Annotated in this window: 14 protein-coding genes and 1 pseudogene; 7 read left to right on the top strand and 8 right to left on the bottom strand. The window is 44.1% G+C overall.

Features of this window, described 5'->3' with window-relative positions:
- Positions 1–3: 3 nt before the first annotated feature.
- Positions 4–1,443, bottom strand: a complete 1,440-nt coding sequence (locus AB4585_RS16255; protein ID WP_372170262.1) for a TolC family protein — start codon at positions 1,441–1,443, stop codon at positions 4–6.
- 215 nt (positions 1,444–1,658) lie between these two features.
- Positions 1,659–1,886 carry a hypothetical protein gene (locus AB4585_RS16250; protein ID WP_009846577.1) on the bottom strand — a complete coding sequence of 76 codons (228 nt, stop codon included), beginning with the start codon at positions 1,884–1,886 and terminating at the stop codon, positions 1,659–1,661.
- A 618-nt stretch (positions 1,887–2,504) separates the two neighbouring features.
- On the opposite strand from AB4585_RS16250, the gene AB4585_RS16245 reads away from it, so the two are divergent.
- The 5 genes from AB4585_RS16245 (at position 2,505) to gnd (ending at position 9,044) form a co-directional block, all read left to right on the top strand.
- Positions 2,505–4,157 (top strand): ATP-binding protein, encoded by a 1,653-nt coding sequence (locus AB4585_RS16245; RefSeq protein ID WP_372136874.1) that lies wholly within the window; start codon positions 2,505–2,507, stop codon positions 4,155–4,157.
- A gap of 69 nt (positions 4,158–4,226) precedes the next feature.
- The gene (locus tag AB4585_RS16240) at positions 4,227–4,922 is read left to right on the top strand and encodes a response regulator (RefSeq protein ID WP_017069356.1); all 696 of its coding nucleotides are present in this window, start codon (positions 4,227–4,229) and stop codon (positions 4,920–4,922) included.
- Between the two features lie 410 nt (positions 4,923–5,332).
- Positions 5,333–6,835, top strand: coding sequence for a glucose-6-phosphate dehydrogenase (gene zwf / locus AB4585_RS16235; RefSeq protein ID WP_017059714.1), 1,503 nt, complete (start codon positions 5,333–5,335; stop codon positions 6,833–6,835).
- Positions 6,832–7,566: a 6-phosphogluconolactonase gene (pgl, locus tag AB4585_RS16230; RefSeq protein WP_017066266.1), complete on the top strand. Its 735-nt coding sequence runs from the start codon at positions 6,832–6,834 to the stop codon at positions 7,564–7,566. Before zwf ends, pgl begins: the two co-directional genes overlap by 4 nt.
- A 29-nt stretch (positions 7,567–7,595) precedes the next feature.
- A complete protein-coding gene (gene gnd, locus AB4585_RS16225) occupies positions 7,596–9,044 on the top strand; it encodes a decarboxylating NADP(+)-dependent phosphogluconate dehydrogenase (RefSeq protein ID WP_017059712.1) in 1,449 nt (482 codons plus the stop codon).
- 138 nt (positions 9,045–9,182) lie between these two features.
- Here the strand turns inward: gnd and AB4585_RS16220 are convergent.
- A pseudogene (locus AB4585_RS16220) lies at positions 9,183–9,389 on the bottom strand (metal-dependent phosphohydrolase); the annotation flags it as partial.
- A gap of 239 nt (positions 9,390–9,628) precedes the next feature.
- On the opposite strand from AB4585_RS16220, the gene AB4585_RS16215 reads away from it, so the two are divergent.
- The gene (locus AB4585_RS16215; protein WP_010438513.1) at positions 9,629–10,042 is read left to right on the top strand and encodes a VF530 family DNA-binding protein; all 414 of its coding nucleotides are present in this window, start codon (positions 9,629–9,631) and stop codon (positions 10,040–10,042) included.
- Between the two features lie 133 nt (positions 10,043–10,175).
- Here the strand turns inward: AB4585_RS16215 and AB4585_RS16210 are convergent, their stop codons facing one another.
- From AB4585_RS16210 to AB4585_RS16190, 5 genes are all read right to left on the bottom strand, one after another.
- The gene (locus AB4585_RS16210; protein ID WP_372170259.1) at positions 10,176–10,367 is read right to left on the bottom strand and encodes a hypothetical protein; all 192 of its coding nucleotides are present in this window, start codon (positions 10,365–10,367) and stop codon (positions 10,176–10,178) included.
- Between the two features lie 226 nt (positions 10,368–10,593).
- A complete protein-coding gene (locus AB4585_RS16205) occupies positions 10,594–11,352 on the bottom strand; it encodes a sulfite exporter TauE/SafE family protein (RefSeq protein WP_372170256.1) in 759 nt (252 codons plus the stop codon).
- A 192-nt stretch (positions 11,353–11,544) separates the two neighbouring features.
- The gene (locus AB4585_RS16200; protein WP_372170254.1) at positions 11,545–13,065 is read right to left on the bottom strand and encodes a tripartite tricarboxylate transporter permease; all 1,521 of its coding nucleotides are present in this window, start codon (positions 13,063–13,065) and stop codon (positions 11,545–11,547) included.
- A 10-nt stretch (positions 13,066–13,075) separates the two neighbouring features.
- Positions 13,076–13,576, bottom strand: a complete 501-nt coding sequence (locus tag AB4585_RS16195; RefSeq protein WP_004733594.1) for a tripartite tricarboxylate transporter TctB family protein — start codon at positions 13,574–13,576, stop codon at positions 13,076–13,078.
- A gap of 245 nt (positions 13,577–13,821) precedes the next feature.
- Entirely contained in the window at positions 13,822–14,793 is a 972-nt protein-coding gene (locus AB4585_RS16190) for a tripartite tricarboxylate transporter substrate binding protein (protein ID WP_017062289.1), read from the bottom strand.
- Positions 14,794–15,292: 499 nt separating this feature from the next.
- On the opposite strand from AB4585_RS16190, the gene AB4585_RS16185 reads away from it, so the two are divergent.
- Positions 15,293–18,466 carry an HD domain-containing phosphohydrolase gene (locus tag AB4585_RS16185; protein ID WP_372155211.1) on the top strand — a complete coding sequence of 1,058 codons (3,174 nt, stop codon included), beginning with the start codon at positions 15,293–15,295 and terminating at the stop codon, positions 18,464–18,466.
- Positions 18,467–18,483 lie beyond the last annotated feature (17 nt).

Genomic DNA, 18,483 nt, shown 5'->3' with positions numbered 1-18,483 from the left:
GAATTATCCTTTTGACTGGCTAACGGTGTCTGTTTTTGAGTCGAAATCAGACGGAACAGAGGAGGTTAAGTAACTGGAGTAAGCATTCATTTCGCTGGTTAGCGCTAACAGCTTGTTGAGAGAGATTAGGTATTTGAAGCGAGCAGCAGATTGCTGGGTTTTAATGCTCGCAAGATAAAGCTCGGCATCAACCACTTCTAATGAGTTAGATAACCCTTGTGTGAAGGCTTTTTTACGAAGTAATAGGTTTTCCTGAGCTAAAGACAAGCTCGAGTTTAGGCCTTGAACCTCTTCAATGGCTTGGTTTGCTTCAAGGTAAGTCTTTTGTACCAACACGGTTAAGTCTTGCTTAGCTTGTGACTTAAGGAATTGAACCTGTGATACGGCACTGTGAGCCGCAGCGACTTTGTCGGAACGGCCAGAGGTATCAAGCAGTGGCACATTCACACCAATGCCAACCAACCAATCGGGTTTCATTTCACTGGCTAGAGAGTCATCTTCATACAGGCTGTAATCACCATAAAGGTAAACCTCTGGGTAGTATTTACCTTTCTCGGCTTTAATTAAGCTGCTTGCTTGTTTCTCTTTTGCATCAAGAATCTTAAGGCCGGGGTAGGTCATGAGTGTCTGGTCAATGAACACGTCCATATGAGGCAGGTTCTTATTGATAAACAGTTGTTCAGAGGGTTCTACACTTTCATTTTGACCAAGGATTTGGGTCAACGCCAATTGCGCAATTTTAAGATCGTTCTGAGCTTTCGTGCGCTCTACAATCGCTTTATCTAAAGAAGCATCGGCTTGTAGGCGTTCTACTCGGGCGATTTGTCCTTGCTGTTCAAGCTTGATGGCGAAATCACGATGCTGAGTTAAGCCTGCTTCAACGGCTTGACGCGTTCTCACCACGTCTTCCGCTAAGATCACCGAGAAGTAATACTTACTTAAGTCTTCGTAGCGAGCTTGTTTCTCCATCAACAGTTGGCTTTGCGCTTCTTCGCTTTTACCTTCAGCCGCATTTTGCGCAGCGGTTATTCGACCACCAGTGAAGATAGGCCACACAGCACGAATGGAAGAGCTAAAGATGTCTTGTTCGGTAATCGTTGAGGTAACGCCACCAACTAGAGGGCGCAAAATCGCGGATATAGCAGGGTTTACTCCACTCAAGCTATCTGAAAACTGTTCACCATTAATCGTCACATCACTATCAAGGTGCGTGTAGTTAGCCCCTAAGGTAATAGAAGGAAGATTGAGGCTACTTGTTGAGTTCTGAAGGTGTTGATAACGTTCAACGTTGGCTTGTTGAGCCGCAAGAGAGTTGTTGTTCTCTTGGAGAATTTGCCACGCTTTAGAAAAAGTGAGCGGAGCTGCATAGCCTGGCGAAGCCATAGTGCCGAGAAGCATACTGGCGATCGCAAGGTATCGGAATTTTGGTTTGGTCATCTGCATTAAATACCAATTAGAGTATTAACTCTAATGTTAACAGGGCGATAGTCATTTGTCTTGAATAGATTGTCTCATATGAATAGAAATTCTCATAACTCGTTAATCAAGTGTAAATAAGATTGAGTGACGTGAATATCAAAGATAAATGAAACTTAAAAAGCACGCATAAGCATGCTCTTTAAGTTCAGTATAGAAGTGTTTTTACAAAATGAAGTGGCTTATTTAAAGCTAGGACAATGGTGATCGGCGCGCCATACCAATTGTCTTGAACCTTGCATTGTTTGTAATAAATCTCTCCCTGACATTTGCGGGAATGCTAACAATACCTTGAGATCGAGTGGGGAGGTGCCATCTTTCTCATAGGCTCTTACGTGAGTAAAAGTCGATTGTAAGTGTTTGAACAGCATAGTCTTAGTAAGACAAATTCCAAAGTTATCGCGTTTCATTGCCTTGTTTCCTTTTCAACAATGTTTATACGTTATGTTTGTTATCCTGTTTCTATTGGACGTTGCCACTGATCGATACTTCCTGCTCATCAATGTTTTATTATTGGGCGCTGATTTGATCAGGCGCCTCTTGATTGTCATGCTGGCCAGTAGTGTAAATAAGGATGTGTGAATGAGGTTAGATAGATAACCTGTTTGTTCAGCAACCGTAGCGGCGAGCGTGCAATTTTTAGTTATAGATACGTCCAGCGAGCGAAGGGTTGTTGCTATTTTGTTAATCGAAGTTTCGATTCAAAGCGCGGTCTGAAAATCATGACCTATGGCTTAGCAACAATAAACTTCTTCATATGCAACCATTATAATTGTATTTATTTTAAACAACCTAAAAAACACCTAAAAGCTTAGTGATCTAGCTCAATATTTATTCGTTTATTTTGGTTTTTAAGCTAATCAGTCCTAAAAATGAACGATTAATCGAGATGAACAACGTAAAGGATTATCAATTAACAATCTGCTCAATTATTTAGTTGAGTAGCAGTCACAAATTCACGTCCCTAGAAAGGTCATGCGATTAACTTGGTGTTAACATTGATCGTCTAACACTAGGGACGGTGGAATATGAAATGGAGCAGTATCAGTTTCCGTAAAAGGTTACTGATTATCATGACGGTCACTGGCCTCGTTGAACTTTTGATTCTTGCAGCGGCTGGTTTTTACTACATCAAACAATCTCAAGAACAAGAGATGGGTTTGAAAGCGTTAGGTGTTGCTGAATTTCTATCTGAATCGCCACTTGTCACCAGCATTATTCAAGAAAATGGAACGTTGGACCCTGATGGCGTTCCCTACGTTTTGTCTGAAAAAACCCAAGTTAAATTTCGTAACCTTACTCAGCTCATTGGCGCGGCGTTTATCGTTGTTGGAGATGATAAAGGTATCCGCCTGATTCACCCTTACGATGACAGGCTCGGCAAACCCATGCGTGGTGGCGATAACCAAAAAGCATTGGTATTGGGCGAGTCTTATGTGTCGACAGCCAAAGGATCGCTGGGTTTTTCAGTTCGTGGTAAATCCGCGGTAAAAGACACCCAAGGTACCGTTATTGGTGTGGTGTCAGTTGGTTACTTATTGGATTCGTTGCAAGATCGAATCGAACCTTACTTAGCCTTTTTGATTGTGATGGCGTTGCTGGTGGTTGCGGTCAACGCTTTGATTTCGAGTTATGTATCTCGCCGTTTTCAACGCGCTATTTTGGGCTTTGAGCCTGAAGAGATAGGCCGGTTGTATGTTGAGCTAGATGTAACCATGAGTACCGTGAAAGAGGGCATTCTGAGCATCGACAAGCACGGCATTTTGCGTTCTATTAATAAAAGTGCCTGCGATATTTTATCGATAGACAGGGATAAAGCACTCAATCAACAGCGCCTTTCTGACGTATTGCCAGGCAGTGATTTAGAACAACTGCTATCAACCGGCGACACCGACCACGATGTTGAGTTGTATTTAAACAATAAGCGAATCATTGCTAACCGAAGCCCGATTATAGTGGCAGGTGAGGTGGTCGGGGCGGTATCGAGTTTCCGATTACGAGATGAAATCAACGATTTAACAGACCAGCTCTCACAAACCAAAGAATATGCTGATCTACTGCGTTCACAAACCCACGAGCATCAAAACAAGCTTAACACTATTAGTGGCTTGATTCAGATGGGCGAGTTGGATTCTGTTCAACAATTGATTGGTCAAGAAACCGCTCATTACCAGAGCTTAATTGAGTTCTTAAGAGAGACGGTGAAAGACCCTCTTATTGCAGGCATGCTTTTAGGCAAAACAGAGCGAGCTCGAGAGATTGGGTTAGAGCTTAAAGTGGAAGAGGGATCAAGGCTTGAAGCTCTGCCTAGCTGGTTAAACGCGGATGACGTTGTCACAATTCTTGGCAACCTGATTGATAACGCCTTTGACGCCACCATGACGGCGATTAAGCAAGAGGGTCAAATTGCGCCAGCGCGTCGGGTTATTGAAGTTTCAATCAGTGATTTTGGTAATGAAATTATCGTAGAAGTAGAAGACAAAGGGTGCGGTTTGCCGAAAGAGTTGGCGACCAAAGCACTCACCGAAAAAGGCGTATCGAGCAAAGCGAAGCAAAATCGTGGTGTGGGTTTGTATCTGATAAAGCAGCTGGCAGACCGATATCAAGGGCAGCTTGAAATGGTCGACAACCAAGATTTTGGCACGCGAATGACGGTTTATTTGCCAAAAGAAGAACAATAATAATTAAGCACGAAGCGATCTTGTGAAGATCATCGTGACGGAAAAAACATGGTTAAAGGAAGAACATAAATGAACGCAATCACGAGAGTCATGGTCATTGAAGATGATATTGCGATTGCAGAGCTACACCATCGTTATTTAGAACAGATGGGTGGCTTTGACGTGGTCGGCATTGCCACTACACAGTCTGAAGCGCTGATGCAACTGGACATCTTAAAACCGAATTTGGTGTTATTGGATGTGTATCTGCCGGACGGGTGTGGGCTCGATATTCTTAATCACGTAAGAGGGAGCAATCAAGGCTGCGACGTTATCTTGATTACTGCTGCTCGGGATGTCGATACGCTGCAGCAAGCAATGCGTGGTGGGGTGGTCGATTATCTATTGAAACCAGTAATGTTCCCTCGTTTGGAAGCGGCACTGAAAAAGTATCAATCTCAACAGCAAGAGTTTGAAAGTGTGTCGGATTTGAATCAAGGTTTGGTTGATAAGATGCTGCAAGCCAATGCCAAAGCGGACTCTGGAAAAGTATCCACCTTACCCAAAGGCATTGATGGCGTAACGTTGGATAAGATCAGAGCCATTTTTCAGCAAGCTGATGCCGTTAATATTACCGCCGATGAAGCCGGAGAACGAATTGGTGCTAGCCGAACTACCGCCAGACGCTATTTAGAATTTTTGATTACCACTGGTGAGTTAGTCGCAGACTTAAATTACGGTACCGTAGGTCGCCCGGAGCGCTGCTACAACAAAGCGCAAAGATAAACACGACACCATCAAAATAAATATAAAGCCAGTTGAATAAGCTGGTTTTACCTTTTTCTCCCTTTCCTATTGCTCACTCCACCGACCAGATACCGTTCTTTCTTGACTACACTGTTTGAGAATGCCGATTTGCTTCTCCCTCGGGTCAAATGAACGGAACTATCGATTAGAATTTGTTCGAAATGAGTCAATATTTAATCGATTGCTTTCACAGTGGTTGATGTAAATCAAATAGTCATAGACAATACTGTCCCGAATAGAGGTGATAGCTTTCACCCTCGTTTACCAAACGCATTCTCAAATTTAATAGGCGCTTACTATTGATGTAATAGTTAAGACCTATTATCTATTTTCGTATGTCGCTGATACCTTTGGCGAATACTAAAAACCTTGTTTTTATAGGAAAGATGATGGTAATACCTGAAAACAGCAGCATCGTTATTTTTGGTGCGTCGGGAGATCTAACTTACCGCAAGTTAATTCCTGCTCTATACCACCTGTATGCTAGCAATCAACTACCAGAATCCTTTGCGATTCTTGGAGTGAGCCGTACTGAGTACAGCGATGAGTCTTACCGTGAGAAGCTGAAGAAGTCTCTTCAGGAAATGGAAAAAACTGAACCAGAGACGCTGAATGCATTTATTGAACATCTGCATTACCAAGCGATCAATACTTCAGATGTAGACGACTATGCTCGTTTAGCACAACGTCTAGACAAGCTTGAGCAAGACTACCAATTCGAAAACCATAACACATTGTTCTACTTGGCAACCCCGCCAAGCCTATACGGTGTGATTCCAGCAAACCTTGCTGCGCATGGCCTTAACGATGAATCGAACGGCTGGCGTCGTCTGATCATCGAAAAACCATTTGGTTACGACTTAGCATCAGCTCAAGCGTTGGATGAAGAGATCCATCATCACTTCCAAGAACACCAGATCTACCGTATCGACCATTACCTTGGTAAAGAGACGGTTCAAAACCTTCTAGTGCTTCGTTTCTCAAACGCGATGTTTGAACCACTGTGGAACCGTAACTTCATTGAATACGTTGAAATCACAGGTGCTGAGTTCCTTGGCGTTGAAGAGCGTGGCGGATACTACGACGGTTCTGGCGCAGTTCGCGACATGTTCCAAAACCACCTGCTGCAAGTGCTAGCGATGGTAGGTATGGAGCCGCCTGCACAAATTAACGCTGATTCTATTCGTGATGAAGTGGTTAAAGTGCTTCAGTGTCTGAAACCATTAGAAGAAGATGATCTGCGTAAAGACTTAGTATTAGGTCAGTATACAGCATCAGATGTTCGTGGTCAGCACCTACTAGGTTACCGTGAAGAGCATGGTGTAGCGGATGATTCTCGTACCGAGACTTACATCGGCTTGAAAGCTCACATCAATAACTGGCGTTGGAATGGTGTTCCTTTCTACGTACGTACAGGTAAACGCTTACCAACACGTGTGACTGAAATCGTGATTCACTTTAAGAACACGCCACACCCAGTATTTGGTCAAGATGCACCAGAGAACAAGCTGATTATCCGCATCCAACCGGATGAAGGTATTCAGATGAGCTTTGGTTTGAAAGAGCCAGGCGCAGGCTTCAAAGCAAAAGAAGTGAAAATGAACTTCTCTTACTCTGACTTGCCTGAAACTCAGATGCTGACGGCTTATGAGCGTCTTCTTCTTGATGCACTGAACGGTGATGCGACTCTGTTTGCACGTACCGATGCGGTAGAAGCATGTTGGAAGTACGTTCAACCAATCTTAGACTTCAAGCAAGATCCTCAAGCACTGTTTGGCTATGCTTGTGGTACTTGGGGCCCACAGGAAGCAGATGAACTTCTGCAACGTGATGGCCGCGCATGGCGTTTCCCATGCAAAAACTTAACAGACACGGATTACTGCGAACTATGATCAATCACAAGATCTTTGCAACGCCTGAACTGGTTGTTGAAAACCTAGCAAATGAAATGAAAGCATACAGCGAGCAGGGCAAACCTGTTCACATTTCACTGTCTGGTGGCAGCACGCCAAAAATGCTTTTCAAACTTTTAGCACAGGCGCCATACGCGGAAGGTATTCAATGGAATAACCTTCACTTCTGGTGGGGCGACGAACGTTGCGTTGTACCAGACGACGCTGAAAGCAATTTCGGTGAAGCAAACGCGCTCTTATTTTCAAAACTAAAAGAGTTTACTCAAGTAAACCTTCCTGCTGAAAACATCCACCGCATCCGTGGTGAGGATGAACCAAAAGCAGAAGCAGAGCGTTTCGCAAAAGAGATGGCAGACGTAATCCCAACAGAAAACGGCACGCCTGTATTCGATTGGATTCTGCTTGGTGTTGGCGCAGACGGTCACACAGCTTCACTATTCCCGGGCGCAACCAACTACCAAGATGAGAACCTGTCTGTACTGGCTTCTCACCCTGAGTCTGGTCAAATCCGTGTTTCTAAAACCGCAAAAGTTTTAGAAGCAGCAAAACGAATCAGCTACCTAGTACTGGGTGCAGGTAAAGTTGAGATCGTTAAAGAAATTCATACTACTCCTGCTTCAGAGTTGCCTTACCCGGCAGCGAAAATCCAGTCTAAAACTGGCGAGACAGAGTGGTTCCTAGATTCAAATGCAGCAAGTGCTATCGCATAAGTGCGAATAGCCGCAAGGAGATATAAATAATGAAAGGTGATATCGGTGTAATTGGCCTAGCAGTAATGGGTCAGAACCTTATCCTAAACATGAACGACCACGGCTTCAAAGTTGTGGCTCATAACCGTACTGCTGCTAAAGTAGACGAGTTCCTAGAAGGCCCAGCTAAAGGTACTAACATTGTTGGTGCTTACTCTCTAGAAGAGCTAGTTGAGAAGCTAGAAGCGCCACGTAAAGTGATGCTTATGGTTCGTGCTGGTGACGTTGTAGACACGTTCATCGAAAATCTAATCCCACTTCTAGACGAAGGCGACATCATCATTGATGGTGGTAACACTAACTACCCAGACACTAACCGTCGAGTAGCGCATTGTCGTGAGAAAGGCATCCACTTCATCGGTACTGGTGTATCTGGTGGTGAAGAAGGTGCTCGTTTCGGTCCTTCAATCATGCCAGGTGGTGCGGCTGAAGCTTGGGAAGCGGTTAAGCCAATCTTCCAAGGTATCTCGGCAAAAACTGACGCTGGTGAGCCTTGCTGTGACTGGGTTGGTAACGACGGTGCTGGTCACTTCGTTAAGATGGTACACAACGGCATCGAATACGGTGACATGCAGCTTATCACTGAAGCATACCAGTTCATGAAAGATGGCCTAGGTATGTCTGCTGACGAGATGCAAGCAGTATTCGCTGACTGGAACAAGACTGAGCTAGACAGCTACCTAGTTGAAATCACTGCTGACATCCTTGGCTACAAAGATGAAGACGGTGAAGCGCTAGTTGAGAAGATCCTAGACACTGCAGGCCAAAAAGGTACGGGTAAGTGGACGGGTATCAACGCACTAGACCTAGGTATCCCACTAACACTGATCTCTGAGTCTGTATTCTCTCGTTGCCTGTCTGCTCTTAAAGACCAACGTGTTGAAGCTGAAGCTTTGTTTGAGAAGACAATCACTCCAGTTGAAGGCGACAAGCAAGAGTGGGTTGATGCACTACGTCAAGCTCTACTGGCTTCTAAGATCATCTCTTACGCTCAAGGTTTCATGCTAATGCGTGAAGCGTCGAACGAAAACGGCTGGGACCTAAACTACGGTAACGTAGCGCTAATGTGGCGTGGTGGTTGTATCATCCGTTCTGCATTCCTAGGCAACATACGTGATGCGTACGAAGCAAACCCAGACATCGCGTTCCTAGGTTCTGACGAGTACTTCAAAAACATCCTACAAGGCAGCCTAGTGGCATGGCGTAAAGTAGCAGCGAAATCTCTAGAGTCTGGTATCCCAATGCCATGTACGATTTCTGCGCTATCTTTCCTAGACGGTTACACAACTGCACGTCTACCAGCGAACCTGCTTCAAGCTCAACGTGACTACTTCGGTGCTCACACTTACGAGCGTACTGACCGTCCACGTGGTGAATTCTTCCACACAAACTGGACTGGTACAGGCGGCGATACTGCTTCTACAACTTACGACGTATAATCGTTAGTTAGAATCAGTAGAGAACAAATTTGTTCTTTCAGCTGCAAACTAGAAAACAAAAGGATGCCTCAGTGGCATCCTTTTTTGTTGGTTTGCGTATTTTTAGATGGTCACTTCAAACACACAACTAATTATCGCTTAGGCGGTCATGATATGTGGTTGTACATCGTCGTTGTATTGATCTCGAATGGCCATAAAGCTGTCTAGGTTTTGTTTAGGCGCTTCAACCCACTCTGGGTCAAACATTGAACCAGTGTTTGCTTCTATATAGGCCATCACCTCATTCAGTGACCAAGCGTGTTTATAGGCTCTTTTACTCATTAACGCATCGAATACGTCTGCCAGTTAATAGCGTATGCGCTATTGCTTAACTAAAGTGCTGTTAATGATGATCTGGACGTTAAATAACCATTTTAAAATTAAATGAAAAGATAAATAGGATAACGCACATGCTTTATGCCATCATAAAGACATAAACAAGGGCAATGGAAATAATGCCCAAATGATTGAGCTAGAAGCGGTCAGTGATGACGGTGTTCTAGAGTAAATTCAAGGCCTTTAGTTGCCTTGAAAAAGGTAATGTTATGACTGAAGAAGAAAGAATCGAACTGCAACAAAATAACCCGCTACACGGCTTAAAGCTTGAAACCATGATCACTGAATTAGTGGATCATTATGGTTGGGAAATTTTAGATGCGGCAATGCGTATGAACTGCTTTAACACTAAGCCTACAGTGGCAAGCGCAGTTAAATACCTGAAGAAAACCGAATGGGCTCGTGAGAAGGTTGAAAACTTCTACCTTTACCGTTTCAAGCGCATGCCTAAAGCATCGGACATCGAATACCAGATGCCTCCGCGTTCACGTACATTCCGCCATGGGCTAGAGCCTCGTGAGCCGATGGAACTAACGGTTGAGTCTATCCATGCCTCTCAAGCTAAAGCTGCGTCTGCATTTAAAGAGCGCCGTGGCGGTAACGGTCGTAATTTCCGTCGTTAACAAGAAGACGTCGCTAGAAAGAACCGTCGCTAAATAAGGCGTCGGCGATTAGCACGGCTAATTAGATAAGCGAAAAACACAAAAGGAGCCTATGAGCTCCTTTTTTAATTCGTTCGATTTAAACCGTAAATGGCTAAGCTTCGCGGTTCTTTCTTTGATTCTTCCAAAGATCGGCGACATAAACGATTGCACTGGTAAGTAAGAATAGCGCTGACACAGAAAACAGAGCGGGCATTTTTAGGATCCACGCGAATGTGGCAGCAAGAAAAGCGACAAAGCAAATGAGTCGACTTGATGACATGACATGACCGAGTTTAATGTTCATAACGCCTCCTAATGAAGTCTCACTTTCGACAGGAGAAGTATCCCACCCTTGGAAAAATAAAGGCTAAAAAACAGTCTAAATTGTTATCAAATTTGCTAATTGAAGGACTCGTCTCACACATTTTGGCTTGGCTATTTTATAAGTAATAAAATAGCCAAATCGGTATGAGCAGGGTGGAGTCTTTTGGCTTTATCTTTTCAGTTGCAAGTCTTATTAAACCGAACGTCTAATTAGCATAGAAAAAGTAAGCGGTGATCAAAAAGCTCGCGATGATCACTGTGGTTCGAACATAGTGTTGAGGGATGCGGCGAGAGATTTTTGCTGAATAATAACCACCAACCAATGTACCCAATAATACAGCCATGCCAGACGGCCAATCAATCGAACCATTGACGATAAAAAATACGATCGCTGCGAGGGAAGCACACGCGGACACGAGCAGTTTGATGCCATTCATCACGTTGATGTTGGTGTAACCAGCCAGCGCCAAGTAGCTCAATGTCACAATGCCTAAGCCTGCATTAAAATAACCACCATAAACACACACGATCAAAAGCAATACAGCGGAAAAGAACGCCCCTGCGCTGGTGGCGTGCTTATGTTTAGCGGTTACTTTCTTTAGCCATTTGTTGAGAGTGCCACCAAAGGTAAAAAGCAGAGCGGCGAACAGTAATAACCAAGGTACGGATTGGGTAAATAGCGCTTCTGGCGTGTGTAGTAGTAAAAATGCACCAATGCCGCCGCCAATTACGCATAGCCCAACAACGAGCTTGAGTTGTTTGGTACCAGATTGAATTTCGTGGCGCAGTGCGTAAGCACCACTGATGTAACCAGCGCATGAAGCAAAGGTGTTGGTCGCGTTGGCTGCCATTGGTGGAACGCCAGCAAATAACAAAGCAGGGAAAGTGATGAAGCTGCCGCCACCCGCAATGGAGTTAAGCACACCGCCAACCACCCCTGATAAGAATAGCATCAACCAATCCATAGTTTTAGAATCCAATACGTTAACTAACTGGTTACCTTACTTGAATTTGTTATGAATATCAGCGCCATGTGTGTTGTAAAGATAGGTTTGTGAGTTTGCTACCATCTTTAACCGCTGGTTTTAATTGAGGCTTTAAATGAAAAAAGGAGCCAATGGCTCCTTTCGTTGAGGTTTAGTTGATTCGATAAAGCTTTACACTTCTACTGGCTTCGCTCTAAAACTCTTAAATAGTTTCACTAGAATCGGGCTAGACAGCACCAATACCGCCAGAATAGTGAAGGTCATCGTAATAGGGCGTTCCCATAAGAAGTTCAACTCACCATCGCTGATCATCAATGCTCGTCTTAGGTTCTCTTCCATCAAGCCGCCCAATATGAAGCCTAACAGTAATGGTGCCAATGGGAAGTTGGCTAGCCTTAATGCTATCGCAGCCATCGCTACCAGTAGCATCACAAATACGTCCATCGTGTTGAATGACACCAAGTACACGCCAGTGATTGAGAAGAAGATAATCATTGGCAGTAGAACCGTTCTAGGTACCGCTAGCAGTTTAGAGATATATGGGATCAACGGTAGGTTTAAGATAACCAGCACGATGTTGCCAAAGTACATCGAGATAATCACCGACCAAAATACGTCTGGGTGTTCAACGAACAAGCGAGGACCAGGCTGAATACCGTAGGCAATCAATGCACCAAGCATAATCGCAGTTGTACCAGAGCCCGGAATACCCAGCGTTAGTAGCGGAACGAATGAACCACTTGAAGCGGCGTTGTTTGCTGATTCAGGAGCAACAAGACCACGGATACTGCCTTTACCGAACTCTTTCTGCTTGTCTTTTGGCGCGAGGCTACGCTCCATACCGTAGCTTAGGAATGCCGCAATAGTGGCACCTGCGCCCGGTAGAACACCGGTAAAGAAACCGAGAATAGAAGATCGAATTGAAACTGGTGCCACTTCTTTGAACTCTTCTTTGGTGACCTTCATGCTACCAATATCCGACATCTTTTGGCTTTCTTCCGCGCTGGTGTCTTGCTCTGGTTTTAGAATACCCATCAAGGTTTCACCCAGTGCGAATGTTGCCATCGCTAATAATAGGAAGCTAAAGCCATCCATCAGATCCGTAAGGCCAAAAGTGAACCGTTCAACGCCAACACCTTTGTCGATACCTACAGTTGATAGCATCAAACCAAGAATAGTCATCATCCACGCTTTGACTACCTGACCTGGGCCTGCAAACGCCGCTACAGCGGACAAACCTAATAGCATCAACGCAAAGTAGTCTGAAGACTGGAAGCTCAGTGACACGCTTGCTAGAGCCGGTGCGGCAATCAAAAGCATGATTGCTGAAAGCGTACCGCCTGTGAAAGAAGAGTAAGCCGCGAGAGCAAGTGCTTTACCTGCTTGGCCTTTTTGAGCCATCGGGTAGCCGTCAAACGCGGTTACTACCGTTGAAGAACAACCCGGAGCATTGATTAAGATGGATGACGTCGAGCCACCAAATACAGCGCCGTAGTACACACCAGCCATCAAGATTAGGCCAGAAGAAGGATCTAGGCCGTATGTAATCGGGATCATCAACGCGATTGCTGAAATTGGACCGAGTCCCGGTAGCATTCCAATAAAGGTACCAACAAAACAGCCAACAATTACCATCATGATGTTCATTGGCATCACGGCGGTAGAAAGTCCTTGTAAAATTCCGTCTAACATAATGTTATCCCTACCAAAGAGTGAAGATTAAACCAGGCTCTAGGTAGATATCTAAGCCTTGAGTTAATAAAAGAAAGAACGCGATAACGAAAGGAAACGACGCGCCAAATAAGACAGCTTTGCGGCGCTCACCCAGTAGGTAAAAGCCTGCAAGTAAGAAGAAGCTGGTTGCTAAAACAAAGCCAAGATAAGTCAGTCCAACACCGTACAGAGCCATTAACACCAAGAAGCCAATAAGCAGTTTCCAGTTCAGCGGCGTAGTGTCGCATGTAACTTTTTTATCCGGCTGTCCGGTTATAAGCAGGATCAACGAAAGGCCAATGCCGATAAACGTTAGCAGGATAGGTAAGGTTCTTGCTGTGAAGGGTTCGTACTCGTCACCGGGGAACAAAGGAATCAGCGTGGTTTGGTAGCCATAGCATAAACATGCAAGCATAAAGAGCATGGCTCCGATGCGATCCTTCGAAAGCAAAGATTCCTTACTCAGAAATTTGGTTGGTAAGTCCGACATATCCAACTCCATTTGGGGTGGTATAAAAAGTAAAAAAGCCGTACATGAGCGAGTCAATGAAATGTCTGGGATCACTAACCAAAGGTAAGCGAATTACGGTACTGGTTTATCAGCCACTTGCGTTTACAACGAATCGGCAAGCGTTAGTAATACGTCTACGAATAAACAAAGGAGTTTGAAGTTAACTCATGCACGGCGAAACAAGGAAAGAGTAAGAGGGCACATAGGCCCTCTATGGTTGTTGGTTATTTCAAGAAACCAAGCTCTCGCATTAGGTCGCCCATCTGTTTTTCTTGATCTTCTAGGAAGGCGTAAAAATCTTTGTCAGCTTTGTAGTTGTCGATCCAACCGTTACGGTCACGAACCACTTGCCACTCATCGGTTTTGTACATTTTGCCAAGCGCTACATTCCACTCGTCGATTTTTGCTTGGCTTGTCCCCGGTGCCGCAAAGAAACCACGCCAGTTAGCAAATACTGTCTCGTTGCCGTATTCAGTCAGTGTTGGGATGTTAGGCGCAGCGTCAAGACGCTTTGGAGCCGTCACAGCAAGCACTTTTACTTGGCCAGATTTAGACATCTCTAGCACTTCACCAAGGCCAGTAGAAAGCAGCTGTGTTTCGCCAGAAAGCAGTGCCGCCATCGCTTTACCGCCAGCATCGTAGGCAATGTAACGCACTTTCTTCGCATCAAAACCTTCGCCTTTGAACGCTGCCGCAACCACAAGGTGATCCATGCTGCCACGGGCTGAACCGCCAGCAATTTTCACTTTACGTGGGTTGGTTTCGAACTCTTTAACGACGTCTTCCCAAGTGTCGTACTTAGAATCCGCAGGAGCGACGATTGCGCCGTAATCGGCAATGGTTGCTGCTACCGGAGTTAGGTCACGGAAAGATTGAGGGAAGATACCTGTTAGTGAACGAACAACGATAGGCGTTGAGTTCACCATTAGCGTGTCTTCTTGGCGTTGTGCTGTTTCGATTAGGTGAGCAATCGCTTTACCGCCACCGCCACCAGACAGGTTTTGGAAAGAGACATTTTCTACGATGTCTGATTTCACCAATACATCACCCGTACCACGAGCTGTCATATCCCAACCACCACCAGCGCCGCCAGGGATTAGGAAGTGGATTTTTTCTACGTCAGCAGCAAAAGTGTTGAAAGAAAAGGTTGCTGCGATGATAGAAGCCGCAAGAGTAGGTTTCAGTGCCTTGAACATGGTTCACGTTCCTTATGTAGGGGATCTCTTCAATGGAGAGAAACTTATGTTTTATTTCCAGCTACTAAACAGATGAGTAGGATATTGCTTAGCAGATGAAGCTAAAGTTAACGGTGTGTTAATGAAATGTCTGTAATGCGGCGATATTGAGAATAAAGAACATTGGATTAATATTGTTCATAAAGTTCACGGTAACGTGTTTTTGTCCATTTACTGTTGAATGATATCTGGATTCTAAAATCGTAGTTATTGTCTCAGAATGATTGAATTCATTGACAAAGGTTGGATTTAACTAGCGTTTTCTACTCGAGTGCATTGGTTGTTGGTCTATATTGTTAGATGTGACTACGATAACTATTTCTGCAAAAGAGTCAGGTGTATAGAGGTGTTAGATTTTAGATGTGGAATAATGAGTTACTATAGTTGATATGCAACTTAAGCGGTATTGATTGCGCTAGGCTGTTAACTTTGGAGTTGGCGATTATTCAAGGATGAAATAATGGCATTAAAAAAAATTTCGTTACGCTTTACCGTTGGAACAATGTTCATACTCGCGACTGTGCTAACGGCTGTGGTTGCGGTCTCTCTTCAATACTACTTCAGTAAAAAAATGGCGACGGAGAATACTCTGTCAAAGTTGACGATGGTATCTCATGACCTGAGTGATTATATCGGCGCGATTGACTCTGACGCAGCCAACACCGCGCGTTTACTTGCTACAGTGAAACTATCTATCAGTAACAAAATATCGAAAGAAGAGTCGCGTAGTATTCTTTCTGAAGCCATTAAAGATAACCCTCTCTTTTATAGTATTTACATTGGCTCATCCGATGAAAATTTCTTCCAAATTATTAACCTAGAATCTGCCCCTGTCGTTAGAGAAAAAATAGGAGCACAACAAACGGATCGTTGGGTTGTGGTTGAGATTCAAAATATAGGGCAGGAGCGAGTCCGGACAACGAAATACTTTGACCAAGAGTTTTCCCTCAGAAGCTCAACTACGGAGCAGAGCAACTACTTTCCAACGACCAGGCCTTGGTATGTTGCTGCCAATGTTCTGTCGGTCGAAAAAACTCAGCCATATCTTTTTCAGCATTTACAAATTACCGGACAAACTTATTCTTTAGCGTTTGAGTCGAAAATCGAATCTGAAATTCAACATGTGATTGGTATTGATATTGTGCTGTCTTCTTTGGCTAACAAATTATCAGGTACGGCGCTTGGATTAGCAGAAGATAGTAAGGTTGAGTCTTTCTTATATTCGAAATCGGGTAACATTATTGCGTCTAACCTCAAGGTTAATAATCAGGAATCGGAGTTTGATGTATCAAAACTGATGCTATCATCTGAGCAAAAAGCCTTGGTTAATGATACTCCTCCGCTTTTAGTGTCTAATCAAAATGATTGGGGGCCGATGGACTTTTCAGTGGCGGGAAGACCAGACGGCTATGCGATAGACCTTCTCAAAATGATTGGTGGTATGACTGGGATCAGGTTTGAATTTGTGAATGGTTTTTCTTGGGGAGAGCTTGTTAATAAGTTTCAAGAAGGAACTATAGATGGGCTGCAATCGGTGCAAAATTATAAAAATAATGGCATAAGCGGCCTCTACACCACTCCAATCTATGATTTACCGTTTGCTATCGTGACCAGAGAAGACGCGAAGATTATTACTAATTATGCCGAGCTTGAGGATAAAAAAGTGGCCATTTTATCTGGGTGGTCAATTATTCCTAAGCTAAGGGAAGACTTTCCGAATATTGATTTAGTTGAGTTTGAAAACCTAGAGTCCGCATTTGATTCAATTGAAAGCGGAGAGAACTTTGCATTCTTAGACGCTGAACCCGTACTCTCGTTTGCATTAGATAGGTTTTTCCAACCAGGCCTTGTTGTAAATGGGGCTCTAGAAGATCTAAAACAGAACTACTCAAATCAATTCCATTTGGTGTTGCAGAGCAAGCATAAGCAATTGCTTCCAATTATTGACAAAGCTATCGGCAGGTTAAGTGATGAACAACTTGATACCTTAGCGAAAAAGTGGCTCCATGATACCGGCTTTAATACGAATACGACGGTTCCTTATATTGAACTTTATGATTTGACTAAGGAAGCAACGGTTGAAGGCAGTATGGTAAGGGTAGAGTTGAATGGCGAGATCAAGCATCTCTATTTAAAGAAAATAGACACGGGCGAACACTACTCTGAATATTTTGCGGTATTGATTCCCGAATCTGAAATCTTTAGTACAGTCAATAAACGTCTAGCAACCTCTGTTGGTATAACGATGTTACTGATGAGTTTGACGTTGCCTATTGCTTGGGGTTTTGGTGCACCGATAGTGCGTCCTATTCGTCAATTAGAGGAGGAGACTCATAAGATCAAGATGCGTGATTATGATAGTGTCGAGCTTGTTGACACTCGAATCAAAGAAGTATGGGAGCTGTCTGTGGCAGTGAAAGGCATGGCGGCAGAGATTAAGCAGCATGAACAGACACAAGAGGCGTTTGTGGAGTCGTTTATCAAGCTTATCGCCCAAGCTATCGATGATAAATCTGCTTATACGGCAGGGCACTGTAATCGTGTACCAAAACTCGGCTTGATGTTGGCTGATGCAGTTGAGAAATCACAGTCCGATCATTTCAAAGATTTTGAGTTTAAAAATGATGATGAACGTCGTGAATTCAGAATTGCGGCTTGGCTTCACGATTGTGGCAAGATCACGATACCCGAACACATCGTCGATAAAGGTACGAAGCTAGAAGCGAACTACAACCGAATTCACGAGGTGAGAACTCGATTTGAAGTACTTTGGCGTGATGCGGAAATCACCGCTTTGAGAAAGCAACTTGAAGGTACGCTATCAACGCAGCAAATTGCAGATGAGTTTGCGACAACCAAACAACAGCTACAAGATGACTTTACTTTTATCGCGACATCGAACGTTGGTGGTGAATTCATGAGTGAAGACAAAGTCGCTCGTATTCACGCGATAGCTGAGACGACTTGGACGCGTAACTTTGATGATCAACTTGGTTTATCACCGATAGAGGCGTTGAACCGAGAACCGAGTGCAAGTTTACCTGCGACAGAGCCACTGTTAAGTGATAAACCTGAACATATAGTGAGAAGAGATAGGCCGTTAGAGTTTGACCCGAAACATAAAATCAAAATGGATGTACCTGAGCACTTATATAACCTAGGCGAAGTCTACAATCTGAGTATTGCACGCGGCACGTTGACTGCAGAAGACAGATTCAAGATAAACGAGCACATGCTTGGCACGATTAAGATGCTTGAGAATCTGCCATTCCCGAAAGAGCTAAGCCGTGTTCCTCGCTATGCTTCGACGCATCATGAAACACTCAAAGGTACGGGATATCCAAGGAAGCTGACTGGTGATGACCTTTCAATCCCAGAACGTATTCTGGTGATCTCCGATATTTTTGAGGCGTTAACTGCTGCGGATAGGCCTTATAAGAAGGCGAAGCCAATCAGTGTTGCTGTCGACATCATGTACAAAATGGCGTTGGACGAGCATCTCGATATCGAACTGTTTAGATTGTTCTTAACCAGCGGTACTCACCTGCGTTATGCAGAAGAGTATCTCAAACCGGAACAAATTGATTTCGTTGATATCAACAAATACCTAGAAGTTACTCGTCAGATAGCTTGATTAAAGGTTGGCTTGTT

It is taken from the genome of Vibrio sp. 10N.222.49.C9 (assembly GCF_041474985.1).
GTDB lineage: Bacteria > Pseudomonadota > Gammaproteobacteria > Enterobacterales > Vibrionaceae > Vibrio > Vibrio crassostreae_C.
The sequence above is the reverse complement of the archived record's forward strand: the minus strand, read 5'-3'. Positions and strand labels throughout refer to the sequence as shown.